Source organism: Amycolatopsis sp. NPDC033938 (assembly GCF_055575975.1).
Genome location: NZ_JBVIRO010000003.1, coordinates 603,072 through 626,432, shown reverse-complemented (window position 1 = coordinate 626,432; position 23,361 = coordinate 603,072). Strand labels below are relative to the sequence as shown.

24 protein-coding genes are annotated in these 23,361 nt (G+C 70.1%); 9 read left to right on the top strand and 15 right to left on the bottom strand.

The genetic code is table 11. The annotated features are described in order from the left end of the window. Positions 1-269 precede the first annotated feature (269 nt). The gene (locus ACZ5ZX_RS12525; protein ID WP_465502103.1) at positions 270-701 is read left to right on the top strand and encodes a hypothetical protein; all 432 of its coding nucleotides are present in this window, start codon (positions 270-272) and stop codon (positions 699-701) included. A gap of 37 nt (positions 702-738) precedes the next feature. Further along, entirely contained in the window at positions 739-1,386 is a 648-nt protein-coding gene (locus ACZ5ZX_RS12520; RefSeq protein WP_465502102.1) for a DUF4865 family protein, read from the top strand. Here ACZ5ZX_RS12520 and ACZ5ZX_RS12515 read toward each other — a convergent pair. Both ACZ5ZX_RS12515 and ACZ5ZX_RS12510 read right to left on the bottom strand, forming a co-directional pair. After that, positions 1,323-2,483, bottom strand: a complete 1,161-nt coding sequence (locus ACZ5ZX_RS12515; protein WP_465502101.1) for an SWIM zinc finger family protein — start codon at positions 2,481-2,483, stop codon at positions 1,323-1,325. The genes ACZ5ZX_RS12520 and ACZ5ZX_RS12515 overlap by 64 nt on opposite strands. After that, on the bottom strand, positions 2,480-5,197 hold the full coding sequence (locus ACZ5ZX_RS12510) for a DEAD/DEAH box helicase (RefSeq protein ID WP_465502100.1): 2,718 nt from the start codon (positions 5,195-5,197) through the stop codon (positions 2,480-2,482). The genes ACZ5ZX_RS12515 and ACZ5ZX_RS12510 overlap by 4 nt, the downstream gene beginning before the upstream one ends. A 70-nt stretch (positions 5,198-5,267) precedes the next feature. Here ACZ5ZX_RS12510 and ACZ5ZX_RS12505 point away from each other — a divergent pair, with 70 nt between their 5' ends. After that, the gene (locus ACZ5ZX_RS12505) at positions 5,268-6,062 is read left to right on the top strand and encodes a TetR/AcrR family transcriptional regulator (protein WP_465502099.1); all 795 of its coding nucleotides are present in this window, start codon (positions 5,268-5,270) and stop codon (positions 6,060-6,062) included. A gap of 7 nt (positions 6,063-6,069) precedes the next feature. Here ACZ5ZX_RS12505 and ACZ5ZX_RS12500 read toward each other — a convergent pair whose 3' ends face one another. The 7 genes from ACZ5ZX_RS12500 to ACZ5ZX_RS12470 all read right to left on the bottom strand — a co-directional run bounded on the left by ACZ5ZX_RS12500 (position 6,070) and on the right by ACZ5ZX_RS12470 (position 11,225). Then, positions 6,070-6,309, bottom strand: a complete 240-nt coding sequence (locus ACZ5ZX_RS12500) for a hypothetical protein (protein WP_465502098.1) — start codon at positions 6,307-6,309, stop codon at positions 6,070-6,072. 23 nt (positions 6,310-6,332) lie between these two features. Continuing rightward, positions 6,333-6,878: a hypothetical protein gene (locus tag ACZ5ZX_RS12495; protein WP_465502097.1), complete on the bottom strand. Its 546-nt coding sequence runs from the start codon at positions 6,876-6,878 to the stop codon at positions 6,333-6,335. Next, positions 6,865-8,262 carry a WXG100 family type VII secretion target gene (locus tag ACZ5ZX_RS12490; RefSeq protein WP_465502096.1) on the bottom strand — a complete coding sequence of 466 codons (1,398 nt, stop codon included), beginning with the start codon at positions 8,260-8,262 and terminating at the stop codon, positions 6,865-6,867. Before ACZ5ZX_RS12490 ends, ACZ5ZX_RS12495 begins: the two co-directional genes overlap by 14 nt. Further along, positions 8,259-8,546: a hypothetical protein gene (locus tag ACZ5ZX_RS12485; protein ID WP_465502095.1), complete on the bottom strand. Its 288-nt coding sequence runs from the start codon at positions 8,544-8,546 to the stop codon at positions 8,259-8,261. Before ACZ5ZX_RS12485 ends, ACZ5ZX_RS12490 begins: the two co-directional genes overlap by 4 nt. A gap of 37 nt (positions 8,547-8,583) precedes the next feature. Next, positions 8,584-9,621: a hypothetical protein gene (locus ACZ5ZX_RS12480; RefSeq protein ID WP_465502094.1), complete on the bottom strand. Its 1,038-nt coding sequence runs from the start codon at positions 9,619-9,621 to the stop codon at positions 8,584-8,586. A gap of 252 nt (positions 9,622-9,873) precedes the next feature. Then, positions 9,874-10,365, bottom strand: coding sequence for an anthrone oxygenase family protein (locus ACZ5ZX_RS12475; protein WP_465502093.1), 492 nt, complete (start codon positions 10,363-10,365; stop codon positions 9,874-9,876). A gap of 32 nt (positions 10,366-10,397) precedes the next feature. Next, entirely contained in the window at positions 10,398-11,225 is an 828-nt protein-coding gene (locus tag ACZ5ZX_RS12470; protein WP_465502092.1) for a Rossmann-fold NAD(P)-binding domain-containing protein, read from the bottom strand. 82 nt (positions 11,226-11,307) lie between these two features. Here ACZ5ZX_RS12470 and ACZ5ZX_RS12465 point away from each other — a divergent pair, with 82 nt between their 5' ends. Next, positions 11,308-12,246 carry an AraC family transcriptional regulator gene (locus ACZ5ZX_RS12465; RefSeq protein ID WP_465502091.1) on the top strand — a complete coding sequence of 313 codons (939 nt, stop codon included), beginning with the start codon at positions 11,308-11,310 and terminating at the stop codon, positions 12,244-12,246. Here the strand turns inward: ACZ5ZX_RS12465 and ACZ5ZX_RS12460 are convergent. Continuing rightward, positions 12,225-13,178 (bottom strand): helix-turn-helix transcriptional regulator, encoded by a 954-nt coding sequence (locus ACZ5ZX_RS12460; RefSeq protein ID WP_465502090.1) that lies wholly within the window; start codon positions 13,176-13,178, stop codon positions 12,225-12,227. The two genes, ACZ5ZX_RS12465 and ACZ5ZX_RS12460, sit on opposite strands and share 22 nt — an antisense overlap. A gap of 145 nt (positions 13,179-13,323) precedes the next feature. Here ACZ5ZX_RS12460 and ACZ5ZX_RS12455 point away from each other — a divergent pair, with 145 nt between their 5' ends. Next, a complete protein-coding gene (locus ACZ5ZX_RS12455) occupies positions 13,324-13,962 on the top strand; it encodes an SDR family NAD(P)-dependent oxidoreductase (protein WP_465502089.1) in 639 nt (212 codons plus the stop codon). A gap of 6 nt (positions 13,963-13,968) precedes the next feature. On the opposite strand, the gene ACZ5ZX_RS12450 is transcribed toward ACZ5ZX_RS12455, so the two are convergent. Next, positions 13,969-14,772 carry a pentapeptide repeat-containing protein gene (locus tag ACZ5ZX_RS12450; RefSeq protein WP_465502088.1) on the bottom strand — a complete coding sequence of 268 codons (804 nt, stop codon included), beginning with the start codon at positions 14,770-14,772 and terminating at the stop codon, positions 13,969-13,971. A 271-nt stretch (positions 14,773-15,043) separates the two neighbouring features. Here ACZ5ZX_RS12450 and ACZ5ZX_RS12445 point away from each other — a divergent pair, with 271 nt between their 5' ends. Further along, complete coding sequence (locus ACZ5ZX_RS12445) at positions 15,044-16,225, top strand: S8 family peptidase (protein WP_465502087.1); 1,182 nt, start codon at positions 15,044-15,046, stop codon at positions 16,223-16,225. Positions 16,226-16,307: 82 nt separating this feature from the next. Here the strand turns inward: ACZ5ZX_RS12445 and ACZ5ZX_RS12440 are convergent, their stop codons facing one another. Continuing rightward, entirely contained in the window at positions 16,308-17,135 is an 828-nt protein-coding gene (locus tag ACZ5ZX_RS12440) for an SGNH/GDSL hydrolase family protein (RefSeq protein ID WP_465502173.1), read from the bottom strand. 153 nt (positions 17,136-17,288) lie between these two features. On the opposite strand from ACZ5ZX_RS12440, the gene ACZ5ZX_RS12435 reads away from it, so the two are divergent. Then, a complete protein-coding gene (locus tag ACZ5ZX_RS12435) occupies positions 17,289-18,512 on the top strand; it encodes a PucR family transcriptional regulator (RefSeq protein ID WP_465502086.1) in 1,224 nt (407 codons plus the stop codon). Here the strand turns inward: ACZ5ZX_RS12435 and ACZ5ZX_RS12430 are convergent. Continuing rightward, positions 18,471-19,322, bottom strand: coding sequence for a helix-turn-helix transcriptional regulator (locus ACZ5ZX_RS12430; protein ID WP_465502085.1), 852 nt, complete (start codon positions 19,320-19,322; stop codon positions 18,471-18,473). The genes ACZ5ZX_RS12435 and ACZ5ZX_RS12430 overlap by 42 nt on opposite strands. An 85-nt stretch (positions 19,323-19,407) precedes the next feature. Here ACZ5ZX_RS12430 and ACZ5ZX_RS12425 point away from each other — a divergent pair, with 85 nt between their 5' ends. Then, on the top strand, positions 19,408-20,187 hold the full coding sequence (locus tag ACZ5ZX_RS12425) for an SDR family NAD(P)-dependent oxidoreductase (RefSeq protein WP_465502084.1): 780 nt from the start codon (positions 19,408-19,410) through the stop codon (positions 20,185-20,187). A 6-nt stretch (positions 20,188-20,193) separates the two neighbouring features. Here ACZ5ZX_RS12425 and ACZ5ZX_RS12420 read toward each other — a convergent pair whose 3' ends face one another. Both ACZ5ZX_RS12420 and ACZ5ZX_RS12415 read right to left on the bottom strand, forming a co-directional pair. Continuing rightward, on the bottom strand, positions 20,194-21,747 hold the full coding sequence (locus tag ACZ5ZX_RS12420) for a hypothetical protein (RefSeq protein WP_465502083.1): 1,554 nt from the start codon (positions 21,745-21,747) through the stop codon (positions 20,194-20,196). Positions 21,748-22,181: 434 nt separating this feature from the next. Then, positions 22,182-22,520 (bottom strand): winged helix-turn-helix transcriptional regulator, encoded by a 339-nt coding sequence (locus tag ACZ5ZX_RS12415; RefSeq protein ID WP_465502082.1) that lies wholly within the window; start codon positions 22,518-22,520, stop codon positions 22,182-22,184. 116 nt (positions 22,521-22,636) lie between these two features. Here ACZ5ZX_RS12415 and ACZ5ZX_RS12410 point away from each other — a divergent pair, with 116 nt between their 5' ends. Next, on the top strand, positions 22,637-23,335 hold the full coding sequence (locus tag ACZ5ZX_RS12410; protein WP_465502081.1) for an alpha/beta fold hydrolase: 699 nt from the start codon (positions 22,637-22,639) through the stop codon (positions 23,333-23,335). Positions 23,336-23,361: the final 26 nt, after the last annotated feature.

Sequence of the window (23,361 nt, the reverse complement as noted above, 5' to 3'; positions counted from 1 at the left end):
GTTCTGTTTGTGTAATGGTCCGGGTGGGGGCCGGGTGCGTTTGTTGGTTTGGGGCTTTGGGGTTAAAACCCCTAACCCCCACACACGACCAACCCGACCGACGCCTTTCCGACACCTCTGCGAGTCCACGCTCGGTGCCCGGATGACCACGTGCCGCTGAGGTCCGGCCGGTTCCGCCGGCCGGACGGCCGCTGAGCACTGCGAATGGCCGCGGGATTGCGGAATTCGGGTGCATCCAAGGGCACCCGCGTCGGCTACGTTCGTCGGTCATGGTCGATCGCCGAAGATGCCTGGTCCTGGTTCCCCTGGCGCTGTTCGCCGCCGGTTGCGCGACGGCCACGCCGACGCCGATCTTCGCGTCGGCGAGTTCGAGGCCTTCGGCGGAGAGTGCGCCGATGCTGGGGGCGGTGGCCCCGTCCGGCGCGCCGTTCGTCGCCGCGGACGGACGGGAGCTGAGGGCCTGCGCCGACGGTGAGTGCGAGGTGCTGGTGCGCAACGGCGATCAGGTCCCCAATGACGGTGGCGCCGGGCCGCTCGTGGTCGCGATCCAGGCCGGGAAGGTGGGGCTCGCCCCGGCTTCGGGCGGGATGGGCGCGGCGGTGTCCGGACCGGCCGGGATGGCCCATCAGATCAACCGGCAGGTGATCGTCGTCGTGGCGGTACAGGGCAACGAGGGAATCCTCCGGCTCAGCAAGAAATAGCGATCAGACGCGCCCTGTACCTACTAGTATGTACGGCATGCATGCGATGCAGTACGAGATCACCCTGCCCGCCGACTACGACATGGGCATCATCCGCGAACGCGTCGCCACGCGCGGGCATCTGCTCGACGACTTCGGCGGCTTGGGGCTGAAGGTGTACGGGATCCGCGAGCGCGGCGTCGACGGATCGACGCTGAACCAGTACTCCCCCTTCTATCTCTGGCACGACGAGGCCGGGATGAACGCGTTCCTGTTCGGCGGCCCGTTCAGCGGCATCGTCGAATCGTTCGGGCGTCCCGCGGTGCAGCACTGGACCGTGCTCGGCTTCGAGGAGGGACCCGCGTTCGGCACTCCGCCGTCCTCGGCGGGAAAGCACGTCACGCGGATCCCCGCCGAGACCGACCCGGTGACGTTCCTGGGCGAGGCTCTCGACGGGCTTCGTGAGCACCTGCGGCAGGACGGCGCGCACTCGGGAGCGCTGGCCGTCGATCCGCACACCTGGCAGGTGGTGCGCTACAGCCTGTGGCGTGATCAGGCGCCGGAATCGGACGAGGTCCGGTACCGGGTCCTCCACCTGTCCTCGCCGCACCTGCACGAGCTGCGGCGAGGACGTCAGTGGAATCAGCCGAGCAACGCGGCGAACAGCACGCCGGGATCGGCCTCGGGCGCGCCGGCCGGCCACTGATCCCGGTACGGGTACCAGAGCCCGTCCTTCCCCAGCCGGATCTGCGCGCCGGTGCCGCGGACGGCGCAGCGGTTGCGCTCGACCTCGAGGCCTTGGCCGGGTTCGTCCACCACCTCGGTGAAGGCCGCCCTGGCCCGGCCCATGACCTGTGACGGCGGAGTCCACGCGGTCTCCAGGACTTCGAGACCGGCCCGGCCGCCGTGTCGCCACGCGAGCACCGCGCGATCGAAGTCCTCGCCGCTCCCGGCCGGACGCAGCCGCTCGGCCGTCTCCGGACAGGTGGCGGCGAGGCGGACGGCGTCCTGCTTGCGGGTGAGCTTCGGTTGCGACGTCAGCAGCGCACCGGCCACCTGGCCCGCGTTGGCGACCAGCAGGGCGAAGGACTCCGCCGGGATACCGGGGGCGCCTGGCACGGTCGGGCCCGGCGCCGGGGCGAACTCGGCGACGTCGGGCAACGGGCCCGGTTCGTCGGCGTAGGCCCGCTCCGGTGTGGTGCCGTCGTCCCCGGTGCGCACGAACCGCGGTGCGTTGCGCCGCTGCAACTCGTCGAGGAGTTCCCGCTCTCCCTTGCCGCGCATCAGCAACAGCACGAAGGGATCGGCGTCGAGCAGCCACGAGACCTGGAACGACAGCGCCGCGGCGTGACGGCACGGCAGCTCCCAGCCGGGGCAGTCGCAGTCCGGGTCGAGGTCGCCGATCCCGGGCAGCAGGTGCACCCCGGCGTCGTCGGCGGCCTCGACGAGGTCGTGCGGCATGTCGCGGTCCAGCAGCGCGGCGAGATGCCCGGCCCGGGAGGCGACCCGGTCGAGGAACCGGTCCCACTCGTCATCGGTCAGTTCCGCGAGGCGGACCTCGGTGCGGTACTGGCCTTCCTGGTCGTCGACCACGGCGGCGATCCGGCCGGGGCTGACCGTGATCGGGCCGACCCGGCCCGCCGTGGCGTACTTGCGGCCCTGTTTGAGCTGCCGCAGGTCCAGTGCGGTGTCCTCCATCGCGCTGATCCACGCGCGGCCCCACCACGAGCGGGCGAACTGGCCGTGGCCACCCTGTCGCCCGAAGGCGGGGAACCCGCGGACGCGATCGTCGGGGGTACTCATCGGCGGCTCCTCAACTCGACCAGATCGGCCAGTTCCGCGTCGGTCAATTCGGTCAGGGCGGCCTCGCCGCCGGCGAGCACCGCGTCGGCCAGCGCGCGTTTCTCCCGCAACATCGCCGCGATGCGGTCCTCGACGGTGCCTTCGGCGATGAGCCGGTGCACCTGCACCGGACGCGTCTGCCCGATCCGGTAGGCCCGGTCGGTCGCCTGGTCCTCCACCGCCGGATTCCACCAGCGGTCGTAGTGCACGACGTGATCGGCGCGGGTCAGGTTGAGCCCGGTGCCCGCGGCCTTGAGCGACAACAGGAACACCGGCACCTCACCGGCCTGGAACCGGCGCACGAGGTCCTCGCGTTTGGGCACCGGCGTGCCGCCGTGCAGCAGCTGCGTGCCGATCCCCCGCTGCGCGAGATGGCGTTCCAGCAGCCGCGCCATCGCGACGTACTGGGTGAACACCAGCACCGCGCCGTCCTCGGCGAGGATCGTGCCGAGGAGTTCGTCGAGCAGTTCGAGTTTGCCGGACCGGCCGTCCAGCACCGCGTCCGCCGGTTCCTTGAGGTACTGGGCGGGGTGGTTGCAGATCTGTTTGAGCCCGGTGAGCAGCTTGACGATCCGGCCACGGCGCGCGATGCCCTCGCTGACGGCGATCTCGGCCATCAGTTCGCGCACCGTCGCCTCGTACAGCGCCGCCTGCTCGGCGGTGAGCGTCACCGGCCGGTCGGTTTCGGTCTTGGCAGGCAGTTCCGGCGCGATCCCCGGATCGGATTTGCGCCGCCGCAGCAGGAAGGGGCGGACCAGGCGGGAAAGCCGCTCCGCGGCCTCGGGGTCCTTTCCGGACTCGACCGGTTTCGCCCACACCCGGCGGAAGTCGGCCATGGTGCCGAGGAGACCGGGAGTGGTCCAGTCGAGGATCGCCCACAGCTCGGACAGATTGTTCTCCACCGGCGTGCCCGTCAACGCCACCCGCGCCGACGACGTCAGCGTCCGCAACGCCTTCGCCGTACCGGAGCGGTGGTTCTTCACGTGCTGGGCCTCATCGGCGACCAGCAGTCCCCAGTGGACGTTCCCCAAGGGTTCCGGGTCGACGCGCAGTGTCCCGTAGGTCGTGAGCACGAAGCCGTCGCCGAGGCCTTCGAGCGACCGCTCCGTACCGTGGAACCGCCGCACCGGCACACCGGGGGCGAACCGGGTGATCTCGCGCTCCCAGTTGCCCAGCAAGGAGGCGGGGCAGACGACCAGCGTCGGGCCCTGCGCGCGATGCAGGTGCAGGGAGATCAGCGTGATCGTCTTGCCGAGGCCCATGTCGTCGGCGAGGCAGCCACCGAGACCGATCGAGGTCATGGCGGTGAGCCATTGCAGGCCGCGCATCTGGTAGTCGCGCAGGGTCGCGGCCAAGCCCGGTGGCGGTGCCTGCGGTTCGGGCGGTGCCAGCAGCCGTTCCCGCAGGGCGGTGAGCCAGCCGTCGGTGAGGACGTCGACGCGTTCGCCGTCGATCTCGGCTGTCCCGCTCAAGGCGGCGCCGAGCGCGTCGATCGGGGTGAGCGGTTTGAGCGCGCGATCCCGCGCCTTCGCCGCCAGCGCCGGATCCACGAGCACCCACTGGTCCCGCAGCCGCACGACGGGACGGTGCGCCTCGGCGAGCGCGTCCATCTCGGCGGCGGTGAGCGGCGCGCCGCCGAGCGCGAGCTGCCAGTCGAATTCCAGCAGTTTCCCGCCGGCGAAGAAGGACGGAAGGTCGTCCGGTGGCGCGTCACCGCCACCGACGACGGCCTTCGCGCTCAGGTCGCGGGCGAGACCGGCGGGCCAGTGGACGTCGATACCCGCGGTGGCCAGCAGGGGCGCGCCGGTGGTGAGGAGTTCGGTGATGTCGGCGTCGGCGAGCCCGATCTCGTCCGGGACCGCCGCGCTGAGCAGCGGTTCGAGTGGCGGCCACACCTGGGCGGCGCGGCGCAGGGCCAGCATGACGTCGATGCGGGCCCTCGGGCCGAAGCGGTCGTCTCCGGCCCACAGTGTGGCGGCGTCGGTCAGGACGCCAGGGTCGGCGAGGCTGTGTACCTGGACCACGCCGGTGAAGCGGCCGCCCGCGAAGTCGTCGCCGGGCGCCTCGATGCGCAGCGAGACCCGGACCCCGGAATCGAGTCCGGCCGCGACCTCGGCCGCCCAGTCCCGCAGCTGCGGGACACGGTGTGACGGCGGCGCGGCGAAGGCCTTGACGCCGGTCGCCTGCGCCGCCGCGGGAGTACGGGGAAGCGTGTCGGCCACGGCGTCGAGGAACGCGCGCAGCAGCGGATACCGTGCCGGAAGCAGGTTTCCCTCGTCCGGGATCGCCCGTGCCCGCGGTGGCATCGCCTCCGACAGCGTACGCAACCACTCGGCGTCGGCGGGTTCCAGCGGACCCGCGCGCCAGGCGTCCACATCGGACTCGGTGAGGCCGGGCAGCAGGCGGCCCGCCTCGGCGAGCTTCAGCGCCGCCACCGCCGCCGTGCTCCAGAACCGTGCGGAGGCGTCCTCACTCCCACCCGACTGCAGCAGGACAGGGAGCGCCTCGGCCATCGGGAGCCGTACGCAAGGCACCGTCTTGAGTTCGGGAAGGGCGACTGTCACCTCCTCGGCCCCCGGCGTGTCCCCGTCGGCGTTCCAGAAGACGAATCCGCTGGTCCGAGGGGGATTTTTCGGTTCGAACACGACACTGTCGAAACCGTCGCGAGACGTCACTCAGCCCCAATCTCTGTACGGTGTACAGTTCAGAATAACACAAACTCCGTACAGCGTAGAAAGAACAGTGATGACGTACGCGGACCACACCGGCACGGGCGATCCACGGCGGACCATCGAACTGCTCTGGGGTGTACGGGACAAACCCAGGCGTGGCCCCAAGCCGAAGCTGACCGTCGAGGAGATCGTCACCGCCGCGATCGAACTCGCCGACACCGAGGGGATCGCGGCGCTGTCGGTCCGGCGGGGCGCGGAACGGCTCGGCGTCTCCCCCATGTCCCTCTACACCTACATCCCCAGCCGCGCCGAGCTGCTCGACCTGATGATGGACCGGGTGCACGGCGAGCTGACCGATCCGCCGCCGAGCCACGACTGGCGGGTCACGGTGACGATCCTCGCCGAGGACGCCTGGGAGATGTACCACCGGCATCCGTGGATGCTCCAGCTCATCACCAGCCGTCTCCCGCTCGGCCCGAACACCTTCGCCAAGCACGAACGCGAGCTGGGCGCCGTCGACGCGATCGGGCTCACCGATCTGGAGATGGACGCCGTGGTGGCCATGGTCAACGGGTTCGTCCAGGGCATCGCGCGGGGGTCGGTCGAATCGGCGAGTCTCGTACGGCGGTCCGGGATGACGGACCTGGAGTGGTGGACGGCCAGTGCGCCGGTGCTCGCGGAGATCCCCGAGGCCGACGCCGGGCTCTTCCCGCTGGCGGCGCGGGTCGGTCAGGCGGCCGGGGAGGCGCACGGTTCGGCGAGCGCGCCGCTGCACACCTTCCGGTTCGGGCTGGCGCGGATCCTGGACGGGGTCGAGCAGCTGGTGAACGGCGCCGCACGCGGGGCGGAGCGGGAACTGCCGTCCTGAAGCCAGGTCACCTGCCGCGTCGGCGCAGTGCGCGGTAGAGCAGCCACAGCGCCAGCGCGACCGGGGTCAAGACCGCCGTGAACAGGATCCCCGCGAACATCCCGTAGCCGTGCGGATCGGAGGACGAGCCGATCGCGCTGAGCACCACGCGGCCGACGAGCAGCACGATCACCGCGGCGACACAGGCGAACGCGCCGAGCACGACGCGCCGCAACACCGTCCGCGATGTACTTTCCGGCGTGTCCATATGCGGCTCCACGGGATGAAACGTCACTCCGGGGCGGGAGTGCAGACGGTCAGGAACGACTTCCGGTTCTCGCGCTGGACGGCTGAAGCGTCCAGCCAGCCGCTCCGGCCGAACAGGTAGCTCCCGGCCGGATGCCGGGCCGACTCCCGCAGCACCTGGGCGACGTCGGCCTTGGCACCGTAGGCTTTCGGGCCGTCGACGGCGACGGTGATCGAGCCTGCCTTGGTCCAGTCGTACTCCGCGGGCAACGGGGTGCGGACCTGGAGGCCACCGGTGTCCACAGAGGATTCCACGGACGTGGTCAGCAGGTCCAGGCGCTCGACCCGCACCCCCGGCCGCGGCGCGGTCCACACCTGTTCCGTGCTCTCCTTGGTGCCGGAGTCGAACGTCACCCTCAGGCCGGTGACACCCTCGCACGGGGTGCCCGTCCACAGTTTCAGGACGCCGTCGTCGACGCGGAACCCGGCCTCCGGTGGCAGCGACGGCGCGAACTGCGCCTTGGTGTCGCACGCCCCGGTCACCACCGCCACGAGCAAGGCGGCGCAGGCCACCCTGCTAGTAGCCGCCATCGCACAGTCCCGCGTCTTCCTCGGTTTCGTTGCCGCCGGTGACCTGCTCCCACGCGTAGGAGGCGAGGAAACCGGCATAGCCCTCTCGCCCCCATTGCCGGGAGTGGCGCTCTTCGTGGTGCAGCAGCCGGTCCATGTCGAGCGAACCCTGGGACGCGCCGTTGTCGCCCTCGTACCAGGCGTGGCCCGACTTCGCGACCTCACGAAGCTGCTGCGCCGGATCCTTCGGGTCGTCGATGTTCAGCATGAACGTGTCACCCCAGGTGGTGCCGCCGCGCTGGCTGAACTGGTCCTGGACGAGGTTCCCGCCGAGGCCCATCATCATGCCGTTCGGCGTGGTCACCAGCCGACCGCCGTTGCCGTGCACGAAGCCCACGTCGTCGTCGTAGCTCCAGGAGTTCTCCCGTTGCCGCTCGGTGATCCGCCGCAGCTCCTCGGATCCGTACGGGGTCGGCGCGAAGTCGGTCTTCTCGCCTTCGGTCCCGTAGTCGGTGCCCGCGTTCAGGACGTAGGTCATCCGGACCGCCTTGGCGGCGTCGTCGCCGCTGATGTCGGTCGGCATCAGGAAGTACGACTTGAAGGTCCCGTCGCCGTCCTCGTCCTCGCGGATCTCTTCCATGCCGTCGAGGACCTTGAAGTCCTCCGGCGTGATGTCGTGTTCGTCGGCGATCTTCTTGATGGTGTCGATCGACACGCCCCGGCGTACGGCGTTCTCGAGCCACTGCCGGTAGTGACCGGACGCGGGTGGCCCGCTCAGCAGACCCGCGTCGCGGAGCGACTGTTCCATCTCGACCACTTTGGCGTCGATCTCCCCGCCCTTCCTGGCGCCGGCCAGGGTGGTCGCTCCGTGGTCGCTGATCTCGCCGTCCTTCGCGAGCCGCATCACCCTGGCGAGGGCGGTGTCGATGCTGTTCGCGGTGGTGAGGATCGCCTTGGTTTCCTGTTCCAGCTGCTTCTTGATGGTTTCGCGGTGCCGCCGGGCCTCTGCGTACTCTTCGGCCTCGAACCGGGACTTCGGCGGCGGGTCGGCGGGCTTGTCGTCCACGATCGCGCCGTCGGCGGCGATGCGGAACTGGTAGGTGCCGGCGAGGGAGTCGTTGTTGGCGACCCTGGTCTTCAGGGCGGTCACGTCGTCCGAGGCGTTCTGCAGGGCGCTTTCCACGGCGGAGAGTTCCGCGATCAGGGTCTCGGCGTTGTTCCGTGTCTCGCCCAGCGAATCGCGGGCACGCTCGCCCGCGGGGCCGTGCCAGTCGGGCAGTTTCCTGGCGTCGTCGAGTTCGTCCTGCAGCCCGAGGAGTTTGTCCCGCCGCCCGCCCAGATTGGTGGCCGTCGCGTCGAGCGCTTCGGCGTCCCATGTGCGGACGTCGTGGTAGCCGACCGTCATCGTCCGAAAGCCTCCTCCGCGGACTTCTCGCTTTCGGAGTAGGCCTTCGCCGCCGTCGTGATCGATTCGCTCCAGCGGTCGATCTCGCCGGCCCACCCCTTCGCGCGCTCGGTGAGCGTCGACGCCAGCGTGGGCGCGCTCTTCGCGGCCTCGCCACCCGGCAACGCCGTCGCGATCGCGTCCAGGCCGGTGCCCGGTTCCACGGCTCTGGCCTGGTCCGCGGCGGATCCCGCCGCGTTGGCCGCGTTCCGCAGCTGACCGATCTCGACCTCGTACCCGCTCACAGTCCTGACCCCCAACCCTGGATAGGTCAGCGGCACTCTACGGGAGCTCGGACGCCTCCACCTGCGATTCGGGCGAAGAGACGGCCGCTTCTTCGACGGCCGGAGGGCGGGCGAGTTCGGCCAGCTGCCGCACGACGTCGTCGTAGCGTGCCTGGTCCGCGGCGGCGCGGGCCTGAGCGCGCTCCAGTTCTCCGGCCAGCGCCGTGGCCCTGGCTTCGGCGAGGCTGCGGGCGGTGTGCTCTTGCGCGAGCTCGGCGCGGACGCGGTCCAGATCGCCTCGGAGCGCGGCGGATTCCGCCCGTGCCGCGGCACAGTCCTTTTCGGACACGGTCGCCCTGGCCTTCGCCTCGTCGAGCCGGTCCAGCAAGGCTTCGAGTTCGGCCACCGCCCGCGCCAGCGCGGTGTCCCGCTCACCCAGCTCCGCTGTCAGCCGGGTCTTCTCCGCTCGTACGGCCGCGAAATCCTCGCGCAGCGTCCGGAGATCGGCGACCAGCGCGTCGCGGGCGCGTTCCGCGGCGACGGTCGCGGCTTCCGCGGCACCGCGGGCGCGTTCATGCGCCGCGACCTCGGTCCACGACCGCTGGCGGGTCTCCTCCGCGTCCTTCAAGGCCTGTTCGGCGGTACGTTCCGCCTTGGCCTTGGCCAGCTTGTCGTCGCGGGAGGACGCCAGCGCCGTCGCGCGCGCCGCATCGGCCTTCGCCGCCGCCTGCTGGGCGTCCTCGGCCTCGCGCCGCGCCGTGGCCGCCTCGGCCTCGGCGTCGGTGACCCGCCCCAGTGCCGCCGCGGCGGCGTCGTCGAACCGCGAGCGCATCGCGTCCAGCAATTCCACGAGCGAGGCCGCCGCCGGGGTGAACTCGTCGGCGATCCGGCGGACCTCGAGCAGCGGATCGGCCACACTCGCCACCGCGGCGGCGCGGCGGGCCCGCGACGCGGCGTCGGCGTGCGTCTTACCGCAGTAGGCGGAAGGCCTGCCGCCCTTGCGTTTCCCCTCGGCGTCCACCGCGGGCGGGGGCAGAGGATTCTCGCAGCCTTCCAGCGCGCACAGCCGGACCTCGTCGGCGTCCGTATCGATCACCGCAGCAGGGTAGCGCTGCCCGCCCGGCCGGGAAGCGAGGCAACGCCGGGAAAACCGTCGGTCCCGCCGATAGGGTCGACCGCGCGCGTGTCCTGTTCACCTTCGCCGGCGAGCCACTGACGGTCCCGATCGTGGAGGCGGCCGGTTTCGCGCTCGAAGGCGCCTGAGCCCCTGTCCTACTGCTATGAAAGGTCCTTTCCTTGCAAATTTTGCAAGGAAAGGACCTTTCATAGCGCGCGCGGAGGCGAAGGATCAGCCGCGGGCGTGCACGATCAGCCCGCCCACGAGAGCGCCGAAGCCGCCGATCGCGGCCAGGGTCCGGACCAGGTTCCACCGTTCCCAGACACCTTCGAACTTCGCCCGCAACGCCTCGAAGTCGGTGTTGTCGCCGTCGAAGCCGGCTTCGAGCGCGTTGTTGAGCGGCACGTTGATCGCCATGGTCACGATCAGCATCGCCAGGAGCAGGACGAAACCCGCGATGAGCCACGGCAACGCCGACCGCAGGTCGGACCGGAGGTGCAGGGCCGCCGCCACCGCGGCGAGCAGTGGCGCGCCGCCGAAGCTCAGCGCGAACCAGCCGTTGAGGATGGCGATGTTGATCTCCCGCATCCCGGTCACATACGTCCGCGCGTCGGCCCGCGCCAGCCCCGGCATGACCGAGCACGTGTAGGCGTAGAACAAGCCCGCGATCAACCCCGCCGCGATGACGGCCGCGATCAGGACGATTTCGCTCAGCGTCGGCATTCCTGTCGCCTCCCTTCCGATTCCCGCTCGTTTCATCGATTCCAGACCCCAGTGGCCGCGGCCTTCGCGGCGTACTCGGAGAAGTCCCTCGCCGGCCTGCCCAGCACCTTCTCGACGTCTCCGGTGAGCGATGCGTTCCGGCCGTCGAGGATCCGCGTGAACAGGTCGGTCAGTCCCTCGATCTCCTCCTCCGGCACGCCCTGTTCGGCCGCGCCCGCCGCGAACTCCGCCGCGGAGACCGGAACGTACCGGACATCCCGCCCCATAGCCTCGCCGATTTCCGCCGCCACGTCCGTGAAACTGAGCAACCGCGGTCCGGTCAGCTCGTACACCCGGCCGTGGTGCCCGCCGGTGGTCAGCGCCGCCACCACGACGTCGACGATGTCCTCGACGTCGATGAACGGCTCGGTCACCTCTCCGGCGGGCAACACGATCTCGCCGGCGAGCACCGGCTCCAGCAGGAAGTGCTCGCTGAAGTTCTGCGCGAACCAGCTCGATCGCACGACCGTCCACTCGGCACCGGAGTCCCGCACACCCTGCTCGCTGACCACGGCTTCCTCCTCACCGCGGCCGGACAGCAGGACCAGCCGCCGCACCCCGTGGTCCACAGCCAGCTTCGAGAAGTCGCGGATCGCTTCGGCCGCGCCGGGGAACGCGAGGTCGGGGTAGTAGGTCACGTAGGCCGCGTCGACCCCGGTGACCGCCGCGGTCCAGGTCGACCGGTCGTCCCAGTCGAAGCCCGGGCGCGACGCCGCGCGGACCTGGACTCCCCGGTCGGTCAGGCGCCGCGCCACCCGGCGTCCGGTCTTGCCCGTAGCCCCGAGGACCAGCACCGTCTCGTTGTTCTTCGTCTCTGTCATGCGCTTAGTCAAGCGGCTCCGAATGAGACTCGACATAGTTCAAAAGCTCTGTTCCATGTTTCATCGTCTACGCTTCGTAGGTATGGATCCCCTCGCCGGCCTGCTCGACGGGCCCCGCGCACGCGGTGCGTTCCTGCTGAAGTCGGTCATGACCCCGCCATGGTCACTGCGCATCGAGGACGAGGCGCCGCTGACGGTGCTGGCCCAGGTGCGCGGCGAGTCCTGGGTCGTGCCCGACAACGGGGACGCCGTGCGGCTGGGCACCGGTGACATCGCCATCGCCCGCGGCCCCGACCCGTATCTCGTCGCGGACGATCCGGCCACCCCGCCGCAGGCGATGATCCTGCCGGGACAGGAATGCCTGACCCCGGACGGGCGGCATCTCACCGAGCTGTCCGACCTCGGTGTCCGGACCTGGGGCAGCGACCCGGACGGCCCTGTCGTGCTGCTGACCGGCACCTATCCGCTCGAAGGCGAGATCAGCAGGCGGCTGCTCAACACCCTGCCACCATTGCTGGTGGTGCGGGACGAGGACTGGCAGAACCCGCTCGTGCCGCTGCTCGCCGGGGAGATCGTCAAGGATTCGCCGGGACAGGAAGCTGTCCTGGACCGGGTACTCGATCTCCTGCTGGTCGCCGCGCTGCGGACCTGGTTCGACCGGCCGGGCACCACCGCGCCGGCCTGGTACCGCGCGCAGCGCGACCCCGTCGTCGCGCGAGCGCTGAAACTGGTGCAGCACAAGCCTTCCGAGCCGTGGACGGTGGCGAGTCTCGCGGCCGAAACCGGCGTTTCGCGGGCCGCGTTCGCCCGGCGGTTCGCCGCCGTGGTCGGTGAACCGCCGATGGCGTACCTCGCGAGCTGGCGGATCGCGCTCGCCGCGGATCTCCTGCGCCAGCACCCCGACCTCACGATCGGCGCGGTCGCCCGGCAGGTCGGCTACGGCAGTTCGTTCGCGCTCAGCACCGCGTTCAAACGCGAGCACGGCGTCAGCCCGCAGGGTTACCGCACCGGCGCCGCGTAGCGCTCGACCAGTTCCGCGCCGATCCGAGCGAGTTCCTCCTGGACCGACGGCGGGCCCGGCACTTCGATCATCGAACCCCAGCCCGCGAGCTGCTGGGCGATCATCCAGGCCGTCGGGGCCGACACGGTCACCCGCACCCGTCCGTCGCCGAGCCGCTCCTCGACGACCGACTGCCGCCCGAAATGGTCTTGGAGGATCGGGAGATGCCGTTCGGCGATGAGCACGGTCGCGTCCAGCCCCGAACGACGGCGCTCGACCCGATCGACCACCTGCTCCCACGCCCGCGACAACTCGAAGTCGTCCGGACGCGCGGCGGGCAGGTCGCTCATCTCGGCCTCGGATATCCGATCGACGCGGAAGGTCCGCTGTCCCTTCTCCGTACCCGCGATGAGGTACCAGACGTCGTCCTTGTCCACGAGCCCCCACGGATCCACCAGCCGCTCGACCGGGGCGGCCCCCCTCTTCGCGTAACCGAAGCGGACCTTGCGGCGACGGACGATCCCGGCCTGCAGCACGGTGAGCAGTTCGGGCCGGTCCTTCTCCCGTTCCCCCCAACGTGACGGGTCGACGACGACCGCGTCCGCGGCGGCCTGTGCGTCGGCGCGGAAGGTGTCGGGCAGGGCGCGGACCAGTTTCCGCAGCGCGGATCTGACCTCGGGCGAGATCGACGCCGCCGGCCCCGCGAGCAGGAACAACGCCTGCGCCTCCGACGCCGACAGTCCACTGAGGTCGGTCCGCGCGCCGCCGACCAGCGACCATCCCCCGCCCCGGCCCGGCTGCGGGTACACCGGCACGCCCGCCGCGGACAGCGCTTCGAGGTCACGCCTGGCCGTGGCGACCGAGATCTCGAGTTCCCCGGCCAGTTCGGAAGCCGTGACCCGGCCACGGGCCTGCATCAGCAGGAGGGTGGCCACCAGGCGATCGGCACGCATGGGCCTCAGTCTGGCAGGTGAACCGCTCATCCGATGCGCACTTTGGGCGCCTTCGACCCGCATCGAGAAGACGAAATGCGGGGTTGACCCTCACATCGATGTCAGGCCCTACGGTCGCCACATCCGATCCGAAGGAGCAACGAACATGGCAGGCGCAGTGGTCATCGGCGCGGGACCGGGCATCGGCCGCTCGGTCGCTCTCCGGTTCGCCCGTGAAGGGCTACCGATCACTCTCGTCGCGCGCACCGCGACGACTCTCGCCCCGGTGGCCGCGGAGATCGGGACCGCTCTCGCGCTGACCGCCGACGTCACCGACGAGAAGTCGCTCACGACCGCCCTCGACGCCGCCGCACACGAGCACGGTGTGCCCGACGTCGTGGTCTACAACGCCGCGATCATCCAGGCCGACACCCCCGGCGAACTGTCGGTCGAGAAGCACCTCGCGGCCTGGTCGGTCAACGTCGTCGGGGCGATCACCACCGCCGCGCACGTCGCGCCCGGGATGGCCGAACGCGGATCCGGCACGATCATCATCACCGGCGGAATGCCGGACGCCGTGCCGGAGTACACCAGCCTGTCGCTGGGCAAGGCAGGCGTCCGGGCGCTGGTCTCCTTGCTGGACAAGCAATTCGGGCCGTCCGGCGTGCATGTCGCGACGGTGACCGTCGCCGGCCCGGTCGCGAAAGGCACACCGTTCGACCCCGACGACATCGCCGAGCACTACTGGCGGCTGCACACCCAGCCGCGCGAGGACTGGGCGCGGGAAATCGTCCACAAAGGATAGAAGCGGCTACCAGTGCGCGGGGTGGGACAGTGACTCCGGGAGTTTCGTCGTCGCGTCGCCCTTGGCCGCGTCCAGCTGGGACTGGATGAGGAAGAGCGCGCCGCGCAGATCCGCGCCACGGATGTCGGCGTCGCGCAGGTCGGCCCCGATGACGTCGGCCTGGCGCAGATCGGCGCCCCGCAGATCCGCGCCGATCAGGTACGCCCCGCGAAGAAGCGCGCCACGCAGGTTCGCGCCCTTGAGCTTCGCACCGATGAGGTCGGCGCCGCGCCGGTCCTTCTTCTTGCCCGGCACCTCCGCGCGGGCGAGTTCGCTCGCGCGCAGCAGCAGGCCGTTCACCTCGCCCCGGTGGGTGTGGACGTCCAGTTTCCGCAGCGCGTCGGGCTGGTCGAGGGTCATCCGCTCGGTCCGGTCGATCATCTCGGCCAGGTCGCCGCGGATCGGCGCGGACGTCGGCAGCGCGGCCGCCTCGGTGAGGTAGTAGAGCAGCTCCTGCAGATCCCGCATGACCGGGAACACCGCGAACATCGACCGCGCCGTCTTCGGCGCCTTCCGCCAGTCTTCGCCGCCGAAGGTGACCTGGGAGACCTTCTGGCCCGCGCCGAAGCAGTCATAGACCGTGCAGCCGGTGAAACCCGTCTTGCGGAGCTTGTCGTGGATGCCGCACCGGGAGTCCGCGAGCAAATTCGGGCACGCCTGGCCCGCCGGTTTGGTGATCGCGAAGTCGGCCGACGCCGCGAAGGCCGGGACGACACAGCACAGACCGAAGCAGTTCTCGCAGTCGGCTCGCAGGCTCGAAGTGGCTGGCACGGTGGTTCGGACTCCAGGTGATCGTCAGATGTTCCCCATACAGGGTACGGAGGGGCCGGGGAGCACTTTCCGTGCAGGGCACCCCGCCGCTAATGGACGCCAGACGAAGGTCGGGCGCTGCCCCATTCAGTCGATTCGGACATGTCAAGCGCTCAATAACCTCGGTCTTCGTGGGCTTCGGCAGGTGCCGTCCCATGCGGTCGAGCTGGACCGCTTTTCCGCCGCTGTGGTCTTGACCGGCCGGTCCCCTGCGAAACGACAGGACGAACACATGCGAGAGACGAGACGAACGCGTTGGCTGACCGGTGCCGGAATGGCGGGCGTGGTCGCGGTGGCGATCAGCGTCACCGCCGCGCCCGCACAGGCCGCCGAAGGGCAGATCCTCGCCGCCGGGTCCCCTGAGGCGATCCCGAACAGCTACATCGTCACGCTGAAGGACACCGGCGTCGTGGGCACGCTGGCGAATCGCTTCGGCGCGAAGGTGGAGCAGGTCTACAGCAGCTCGCTCAAGGGCTTCTCCGCGTCACTGTCGGAGAAGCAGGCCAAACGGCTCGCCGCCGACCCGTCGGTCGTGACCGTCGAGCAGAACCAGGTCGTCCACGCGGACGCGACCCAGACCAACCCGCCGTCCTGGGGTCTCGACCGCGTCGACCAGCGCAACCTCCCGCTCGACCAGCGCTACAGCTACACCTCCACCGGCGCCGGTGTGAACGTCTACGTCATCGACACCGGCCTGCGGGTCAGCCACACCACCTTCGGCGGCCGCGCCCGCAACGGCTACGACTTCGTCGACAACGACGCCGTCGCCCAGGACGGCAACGGTCACGGCACCCACGTCGCGGGCACCATCGCCGGTTCGCAGTACGGCATCGCCAAGGGCGCGACCGTCTACGGCGTCCGCGTGCTCAACAACTCCGGCAGCGGCACCACCGCCGGTGTCATCGCGGGCATCGACTGGGTCACCAAGAACCACGTCAAGCCGGCCGCGGCCAACATGAGCCTCGGCGGCGGGGCTTCGACCACCCTCGACGACGCCGTCCGCCGGTCGATCGCCGCGGGCGTCACCTACGGCGTGGCCGCCGGTAATTCCAACCAGAACGCCTCCGGCTTCTCCCCCGCCCGGGTGACGCAGGCGATCACCGTCGGCTCGACCACCAACACCGACGCGCGTTCCAGCTTCTCCAACTACGGCTCGGTCGTGGACATCTTCGCCCCGGGCACGAACATCACCTCGTCGTGGAACACCAGTGACACCGCGACCAACACCATCAGCGGCACCTCGATGGCGACCCCGCACGTGGTCGGCGTCGCGGCCCGCTACCTGCAGAACAACAAGTCCGCCACGCCCGCGCAGGTGGCCACCGCCCTGATCAACGCGGCCACCCCGAACAAGGTGACCAACCCGGGCTCCGGTTCGCCGAACCGGCTCCTGTACTGGGCACCGACCGCCTGATCGCACGCCTCACACGCGCCAGGAAAGGACCTTTCCTCGCAAATTTTGCGAGGAAAGGTCCTTTCCTGGCGTCGGCGGCGGGCTACAGCACCTTGCGGATGCTGGGCACCACGGCCGCGAGTCCGGCGGCGTTCGGGTGCAGCGGCGCGAAGCTGTTGTTCACCACCGACGGGATGAGTCCTTCGATCCATTTGACGCCGATCGGCTGGCAGGCGTCGTGACCGATGCTCGGCGTCCGGATGTCGACGTAGCTCGCGCCGTGCGCCGCGGACTGCTCGGCCATCCGGGCGTTGAGCCGGTCGATGTTGGCCTGGATGTAGTCGGCGTCCTGCGGCAGGACGGGGACCACCGGCCAGCAGCCACCGCCCTTGATCCCGGTCGGGTAGCCGACCATGACGATCTTCGCCCGCGGGGCGCGCTGGCGGATCTGCTCGATGACCGTGCCGTAGGTGGCGGCGAAGGCGTCGATCTTGGTCGCGTACTTGTCCACCCCGCCCGCGGTGTTGGCCGCCTTGCACGAGGCGCCGACCGGGAGCAGGTTCACACACGACGTGGCGAGCCCGACCAGTCCGATGTCGTTGCCGCCGATCCCCACGGTCACCAGCGTCGTGTCCGCGGAGAGCGCGTCGTACTGCGGTGGGTTGGTGCCGGAGATGATGCCCTTCTGCGGGTTGCTGAAATGCGACGTGGTCGCGGCGCCGCAGGTGACGTCGCGCAGTTCGTCGACCTCGATCTCCTTCGCCAGCAAGCCCGCGTAGTTGATCGCGGAGCGGGCGCAGGTGAGGAGGTCGGACTGCGGCAGGACCACGGAACCGGCCGAGAACGAGTCACCCATCGCGACGTACACCTGCCGCTCCGCCGCGACGGCCGGTGTCGCGAGTCCGGCGATGGTCAATGCGGTGCCCGCCACCGCGGCGATACGAACGAGTCTTCCCCAGCGAGAACGTGTCACTGCCGCCTCCTGCACGCGTCGTCGAATGCTGCGTGCAGCGTCCGCCGGGAAGCGGGCGGACCACTAGGACGGAGGCGCGCGTTCTCGATCGGAGTTTTGTAGGTTGCCTCTATGACCACGCCGTCGGCACAGCCGTGGCGACGGCTGGACGCCTCGGTGCTCACCCGGCTGGAGCCGGACACCGCCGCGATCGCGTCGGCCGCGATGGACCAGATCCGCGCCGGGCTGCGGACCCCGCTGGACCACCGGACGGCGGCGAACCTCCAGCACACCCTCGACGTGGCATTGGGCGCCTTCTTCAGCGAGATCGGCCATCCCGACGTCACCACCGGACGCGAGGTCTACCGCGCCCAGGGCCGGGCACAGCACAACGCCGGGCGCAGCCTGGAGGAGATGCTCGGCTTCTATCAGTCGGCCGCGCTCGGGGTGTGGCGGCAACTCACCTCGGCGGCGCCGGCCGTGGACCTGCCGACCCAGGCGATCGTCGAGCTCGGTGAAGCGCTTTTCGCCTTCATCGCGGAACTCTCGGCCGCGGCCGCCGACGGATACGCCGAAGCGCGGTCACAGGCGGCGCGGGCCGGGCAAGCGCGACGGGACCGGCTGCTCGGTCTCCTCCTCGCCGAACCGGCGACCGGCCGCGATGTGCTCGACGACGCCGCGAGCCAAGCCGCGTGGGTGCTGCCCGACCGGCTCGTCATCGCCGTGACCAGCGCCGAGGTCGCGCCGCGCCTGCTGGACCGGATGCCGGGCCGAGTACTGATCGGGCGCCATCACGACCTCACGGCCGTGGTCATGCCCGCCGACCGGCTCGAGTGGTACCTCGGCCGGTTGCGGGACCTGCTCGGCCGTGACCAGGCCGGAGTCGGCCCGGTCGTGCCGCTTCGCTCGGCCACGCTCAGCGCCCGCCGGGCGAGCGCGTTGTGGCGGCTCACCCGCACCGGCGCCCTCGGCGAGGGCGCTCTCGTCCACACCACCGATCACCGTATCGACCTGCTGCTGACCGCCGATCCGGAACTCGCCGCCGAGTTCGCGAAGGACGTCCTCGCCCCGCTGGCCGGTCTGCCCGAACCGGCGAGACAACGGCTGACCGCGACGCTGGCGGCCTGGCTCGCGCGGCCCGACCAGCCACAGGCGATCGGTGTCGAACTGCATGTCCACGTCCAGACCGTCCGGTACCGGATCCGGCAGCTGCGGACGCTCTTCGGCGGCACGATCGACGACCCGGCCGGCCGCTTCGCGCTGGCGATCGCGCTGCGGATCGACCCACTGGTATCGAGGGAACCTACAAAAGGCTCAGAGCGGGACGTCCATTCGCTGCGTCCCGACGACCGATAGCAGCCGCAACGCGTTCTCCGACGGAGTACCGGGGTCGGCGGTGTAGATCACGACCTGCTGATCCCGGTCGCTGATGTCGAGGACGTCGCAGTTCACGTTGACCGGGCCGACCACCGGATGCCGGAACGTCTTGCACAGGGTCGGCGCGGCACAGACGTCGTGCGCCGCCCACAGCCGGGCGAATTCCTCGCTGCCGTCGAGCAGTTCGCGGATCAGCCCGGTGACCTCGGGATCGTCGGGGTAGCGGCCGGCGGTGGCCCGCAGGTTCCGGACCGCGCCCGCGGCGAACTCGTCGGCGTCGGACACCCCGTACAGCCGCCTTCCCTGCGGCCGGGGCCCGAGAAACGCGCGGCGCACGAGGTTGCGGTCGCGGCGCGGCAGGGCGGAGAAGTCCTCCATCAGGGCCGCGGCGAGGTCGTTCCAGGCGAGCACCTCGTAGGTCGCGGACAGCACGATCGCCGCGGCCTGCGGAAGACGCCGCAGCAGCGCGAGGATGCTCGGCCGGACCTCGCGGGAGGGGCCGGGCGGTGGTCCCGGGGGCGCACCGGCGAGGTGATGCAGATGGTCGCGTTCGACGTCCGAGAGCCGCAGCGCCCTGGTCAGCCCGCCCAGGACCTCACGGGAGGGCCGGGGACCGCGAGCCTGTTCCAGCCGCGTGTAGTACTCGGTCGAGATGAACGCCAGCTGCGCCACTTCCTCGCGGCGCAGTCCCGGCGTGCGGCGGCGTGGCCCGGCGGGCAGGCCCACGTCGGCCGGGGTGATCCGCTCGCGCCTGCTGCGCAGGAAGTCCGCCAGTTGTGCTCTGTCCACCCCTCCAGTGTGGACGATCGCCGTGCGCCAGCCAGGTACCGCCGATGCCTGGATACGTCTTCGGTGCCGGTGAACTCTCGGTGCCATGACCAACACAACGACTGTTTCGGGCCTGCTGGACGGCAAGGTCGCCCTCATCACCGGTGCCGGACGCGGTATCGGCGCCGCCGCCGCGCGGCTGTTCGCCAGGGAAGGTGCCCGCGTGGTGCTCGCCGCCCGCACCGAGGCCCAGCTGAAGGCCGTGGCCGAGGAGATCCGCGCGGAAGGCGGTGTCGCGGACCATGTGGTGTGCGACCTCGGCGACGCGACGAGCATCCGCGCGGCCGTCGACCGTGCCGTGGAGTTGCACGGCAGGCTCGACGTCGCGTTCAACAACGGCGCGACGAACGTCCCACCCGGCCCGATGGACCAGGTGACCGAGGCCGATTTCGATCGCATCTACGCGGTGAACCTCAAGGGCCCGTGGCTGTCGATGGTCGCGGAGATCGAAGCGATCCGGGCCACCGCGGGGACCGGGGCCATCGTCAACAACACCAGTGTCGGCAGCCTGCTGGCCAACCCGGAACTGCCCGCGTACGGCGCGATGAAACGCGGCGTCAACAGCCTCACCGCCTCGGCCGCCACCACCTACGGCCCGGAAGGGATCCGCATCAACGCCGTCGCTCCCGGCACGACGCTGACCGAGATGTTCACCGAGTGGGTCGAGAGCTCGCCGGGCATCCTCGACCAGCTCAACGCGCGTACCCCGTTGGGGCGCGTGGCCGAACCCGAGGAGGTCGCCGAGGCCGCCGCGTGGCTGCTGAGCGACCGCGCCTCCTATGTGACCGGCACGGTCCTGCGGGTCGACGGCGGCATGCTGTCCTGAGCCCGTTCAGAAGATCTTGCTGAGGACGTCGTGCCAGGTGGCGACGGTCTGGGCAAGGTGCGTGGCGCCCTTGGCGGCCTCGGTGACGGCCCCTAGCGCCAGTTTCGCGCGACCGCGTTTCTGCTTCTCGGCCGGTTCCGCGGCGGCTTCGGCGATGTCCTTGACGTGGTACAGGAGTTCTTCGCGCTCGTCCTCGGCGAGGGCGGGATCCTGGCGGACCGCTTCGATGAGCGCCGTGATCGCCTCCGCGAGGCGGTCGTCACCGCGGTCGGCGACAGGCGCCAGCACGGTGGTGATGTCGCCGACCGTGCTGTCGAGGATGAAGTTGCTGTGGGTCATGTCGCCGATTTCGATGCGGTGTCCGGTGTGCGGACCGGAATCCCGGCGGTATTTGGCCATGTTGTCGTGCACCTCCGTCAGGTAGTTGAGCGCGATGACGACGTACGCCAGATAGATGCGGGCGTGGCTGTCCGGTGCGATGTCGTCCTTGGTCCATGCCGCCACGGACGCGAAGCCTGCCGTGGCCCTGGCGCATCGGCGGCGGATCTCCTCGGTGACGAATCCGTCGAGGAGGCCGCCGTCGAGGCGCCAGGTGTGGTCGAACCGGCCGGGCCACGGCCGGGTCAGCGCTGTCTCGCACAGCGCGGTGGTGGCCTCGATGAACTCCTTGAGGTCCTCCTCCATCGCCTCTGCCGACATGTGATCTTTGAGTCTGGCCTCGTCGGGGCGGTGCACGAGTGGCAGCAAATCCGGTGGCGGGAGCGTCGGAAGGCGGCTGGAGATCGTGATGAGCGTGGTGTGCACGTCGCCGAGAAGTGTTTCCCATTCACCTTTCGCGAGCACCGCTATGCCCGCGCCGTCATCCGCTCTCCCGTATTTGGTGGTCCGGCTTTCCCGGAACAGCAGGGCCAGCGGTTCCATCGTCTCCTTCAGCAGGTGCGCGGCCTCTGGATGGACCCCGGACAACAGGGACTGACGCGCGGCCGCCCAGACGAAGAGGGCATCGACGGCGTCGGCCACTTCGCGAGTGGGCCGGGAACCTCGTCGCTCAGGACCCCACCACACGTCGTATCTGCCGTGATCCTGCTCTTCGTCCCGGAAAAGCCCAGGCCGGCACAGGCGCTCGACTGGCGGGCGCACGGTGTCCGCGTGCGCCTGGGCCTCCTCGGCGACGCGGACGGCGAGTGCGGCGACGACTTCCTTGATCATGTGACGAGCCCTGTCGGAGTCGAACAGCAACTCGCGGGCACTCCCCACCACCGCCGGCCGTACCGGCTCCGGGCGGCGCGGGTCTCGCCGGCGCGCTTGCTCCGTGGCCCGTTTCCATTGAGTCGCCTGCTCACGCGCCACGTCGCGGGTCTTCGCCAGTTCGGCCTTGGTCTTGTCCGCGGTCCACTCCTCGTTCTTCTCCTTGGCCTTCGACACCAGCCAGATGCCGCCGCCGATCAGCGCGATCCAGATCCCGACGTTGAGCGCGCCCGTCACCGTCTGGTCGACGTCGCTGTCGACGGACGCGGCGATCAGCACCGCGACGACGACGAGAGCCACCACGCATCCCACGAAGGCCTCCCCTCCCCTGCGCTGCTCCTGTCCAGGGTGGCATCGGGGCGGCGCTGTGGCCGCGGAGTGACACGAACCTGTCGCCTGAAGATCCAGCCGTTCTTCGGCCCGAATCCCCTCTCAAAAGGCGTTTCGTTTCGCGTCCGCTGGACGCGTAACTGGTTGCGCGTCCAGCGGACGCGAAACTTCGGGTAGGACTATGCACCGTGATAATGCCCCTTATGACTGAGCATCGCCGGATATGGATCACCGACGGCTTGGCTTGGCGATCGGCGGTCGATCCGAGGGCGCGAAAACTGGGTACCCCGCGGACCGCGAACGCGCTAGAAGGAATCCGCGTTCGCCGGACCCGATGACACCAGGTGGGCGCGGTTCGTCGCTCAGCGGCGATCTGAGAGCGTTTTGCCTGGTCGGCGCCAGGAAAACGAAGGCGCCTAGCGGTTGTCGTACGACGCGCGGGCGTCGTGGATGTGCGGCAGGTGGGTGAGGCTCCACTCGAGCAGTGGCGCGGTGGCTTCCCGCAGGGTCTGACCCATCGGGGTCAGCTCGTAGCTGACATGCGGTGGCATGACGTTGCGGACCGTGCGCGTCAGGATCCCGTCGCGCTCGAGGTCGCGCAGCGTCACGGTGAGCATGCGCTGGCTGATGCCGTCGATGGCACGTTTGAGTTCGGTGAAGCGTCGCGGGCCGTCCTTGAGCATGCGCACGATCAGCAACGCCCATTTGTCCCCGACGATCCCGAGGACTTCGCGGGCCTGGCACGGGTCCTGCATGGTTACCTCCAGAGAACCGGGGCACCGGAAAGTGCCGTATTGCCAGGTTCGGGGCGGGTGGATCACTGTGTAGCGGTTACCAAAGAGTACCGAGGCACGAGGAGGAACCGGCTGCGATGGCCACCTTTCTGTTGGTACACGGCGCCTGGCACAGCGGGCGGAGCTGGGACCGGGTGGTCCCGCTGCTGGAGTCGGCCGGGCATCGGGTGCTCGCGCCGTCGTTGACCGGTTACGGCGACAAGGCACACTTGCTGGGCCCCGAGGTCGGGCTGGCCACCCATGTCGACGACGTCACCGGTCTGATCGAAGGCGGTCGTCTCGACGACGTCGTGCTCGTCGGGCACAGCTACGCCGGGATGGTCGTTTCGGGGGTCGCCCACCGGGTCCCGGAACGGATCGCGCATCTGGTGTTCCTCGACGCGATGGTTCCCGAAGACGGCGAAGCCGCGGTCGATGTCCTTCCCGTCACCAAGCAGCTCATCGACCTCGCCGTGGACGGCTGGCGGATTCCGCCGATGCCGGAGCAGCCGCCGCCGTTCGGTTTGTTCGGGGTCACCGATCCCGAGGACGTCGCCTGGTTGCGCTCGATGCTGTCGGACCAGCCGGTGCGCTGCCTCCAGGAGCCGGTCCGGTTGGACAACCCGGCCGCGCGCACGATCCCGCGTACGCATATCCACTGCGTCGAGGGTCAGCCGGCGGGCATCACCCGGCGTCCCGTCCCGGCAGGCGAGCGGGTGCGGGAACTGCCGACCGGCCACGACTGCATGATCACCATGCCCGCCGAGCTCGTGGAGGTGCTGCTCGAGACGGCCTGAACCTGAACCTCAGCGGTGACGAGATC

Excerpts from the sequence above, each read along its gene's own strand:
- ACZ5ZX_RS12465 (WP_465502091.1), top strand. The coding sequence starts at position 11,308 with ATGGATCCCCTCGCCGGCCTGCTCGACGGGCCCCGCGCACGCGGTGCG.
- ACZ5ZX_RS12515 (WP_465502101.1), bottom strand. The coding sequence starts at position 2,483 with ATGAGTACCCCCGACGATCGCGTCCGCGGGTTCCCCGCCTTCGGGCGA.
- ACZ5ZX_RS12470 (WP_465502092.1), bottom strand. The coding sequence starts at position 11,225 with ATGACAGAGACGAAGAACAACGAGACGGTGCTGGTCCTCGGGGCTACG.
- ACZ5ZX_RS12495 (WP_465502097.1), bottom strand. The coding sequence starts at position 6,878 with ATGGCGGCTACTAGCAGGGTGGCCTGCGCCGCCTTGCTCGTGGCGGTG.
- ACZ5ZX_RS12435 (WP_465502086.1), top strand. The coding sequence starts at position 17,289 with ATGACCACGCCGTCGGCACAGCCGTGGCGACGGCTGGACGCCTCGGTG.
- ACZ5ZX_RS12425 (WP_465502084.1), top strand. The coding sequence starts at position 19,408 with ATGACCAACACAACGACTGTTTCGGGCCTGCTGGACGGCAAGGTCGCC.
- ACZ5ZX_RS12410 (WP_465502081.1), top strand. The coding sequence starts at position 22,637 with ATGGCCACCTTTCTGTTGGTACACGGCGCCTGGCACAGCGGGCGGAGC.
- ACZ5ZX_RS12455 (WP_465502089.1), top strand. The coding sequence starts at position 13,324 with ATGGCAGGCGCAGTGGTCATCGGCGCGGGACCGGGCATCGGCCGCTCG.
- ACZ5ZX_RS12500 (WP_465502098.1), bottom strand. The coding sequence starts at position 6,309 with ATGGACACGCCGGAAAGTACATCGCGGACGGTGTTGCGGCGCGTCGTG.
- ACZ5ZX_RS12490 (WP_465502096.1), bottom strand. The coding sequence starts at position 8,262 with ATGACGGTCGGCTACCACGACGTCCGCACATGGGACGCCGAAGCGCTC.
- ACZ5ZX_RS12460 (WP_465502090.1), bottom strand. The coding sequence starts at position 13,178 with ATGCGTGCCGATCGCCTGGTGGCCACCCTCCTGCTGATGCAGGCCCGT.
- ACZ5ZX_RS12520 (WP_465502102.1), top strand. The coding sequence starts at position 739 with ATGCATGCGATGCAGTACGAGATCACCCTGCCCGCCGACTACGACATG.
- ACZ5ZX_RS12525 (WP_465502103.1), top strand. The coding sequence starts at position 270 with ATGGTCGATCGCCGAAGATGCCTGGTCCTGGTTCCCCTGGCGCTGTTC.
- ACZ5ZX_RS12475 (WP_465502093.1), bottom strand. The coding sequence starts at position 10,365 with ATGCCGACGCTGAGCGAAATCGTCCTGATCGCGGCCGTCATCGCGGCG.
- ACZ5ZX_RS12415 (WP_465502082.1), bottom strand. The coding sequence starts at position 22,520 with ATGCAGGACCCGTGCCAGGCCCGCGAAGTCCTCGGGATCGTCGGGGAC.
- ACZ5ZX_RS12445 (WP_465502087.1), top strand. The coding sequence starts at position 15,044 with ATGCGAGAGACGAGACGAACGCGTTGGCTGACCGGTGCCGGAATGGCG.
- ACZ5ZX_RS12505 (WP_465502099.1), top strand. The coding sequence starts at position 5,268 with ATGACGTACGCGGACCACACCGGCACGGGCGATCCACGGCGGACCATC.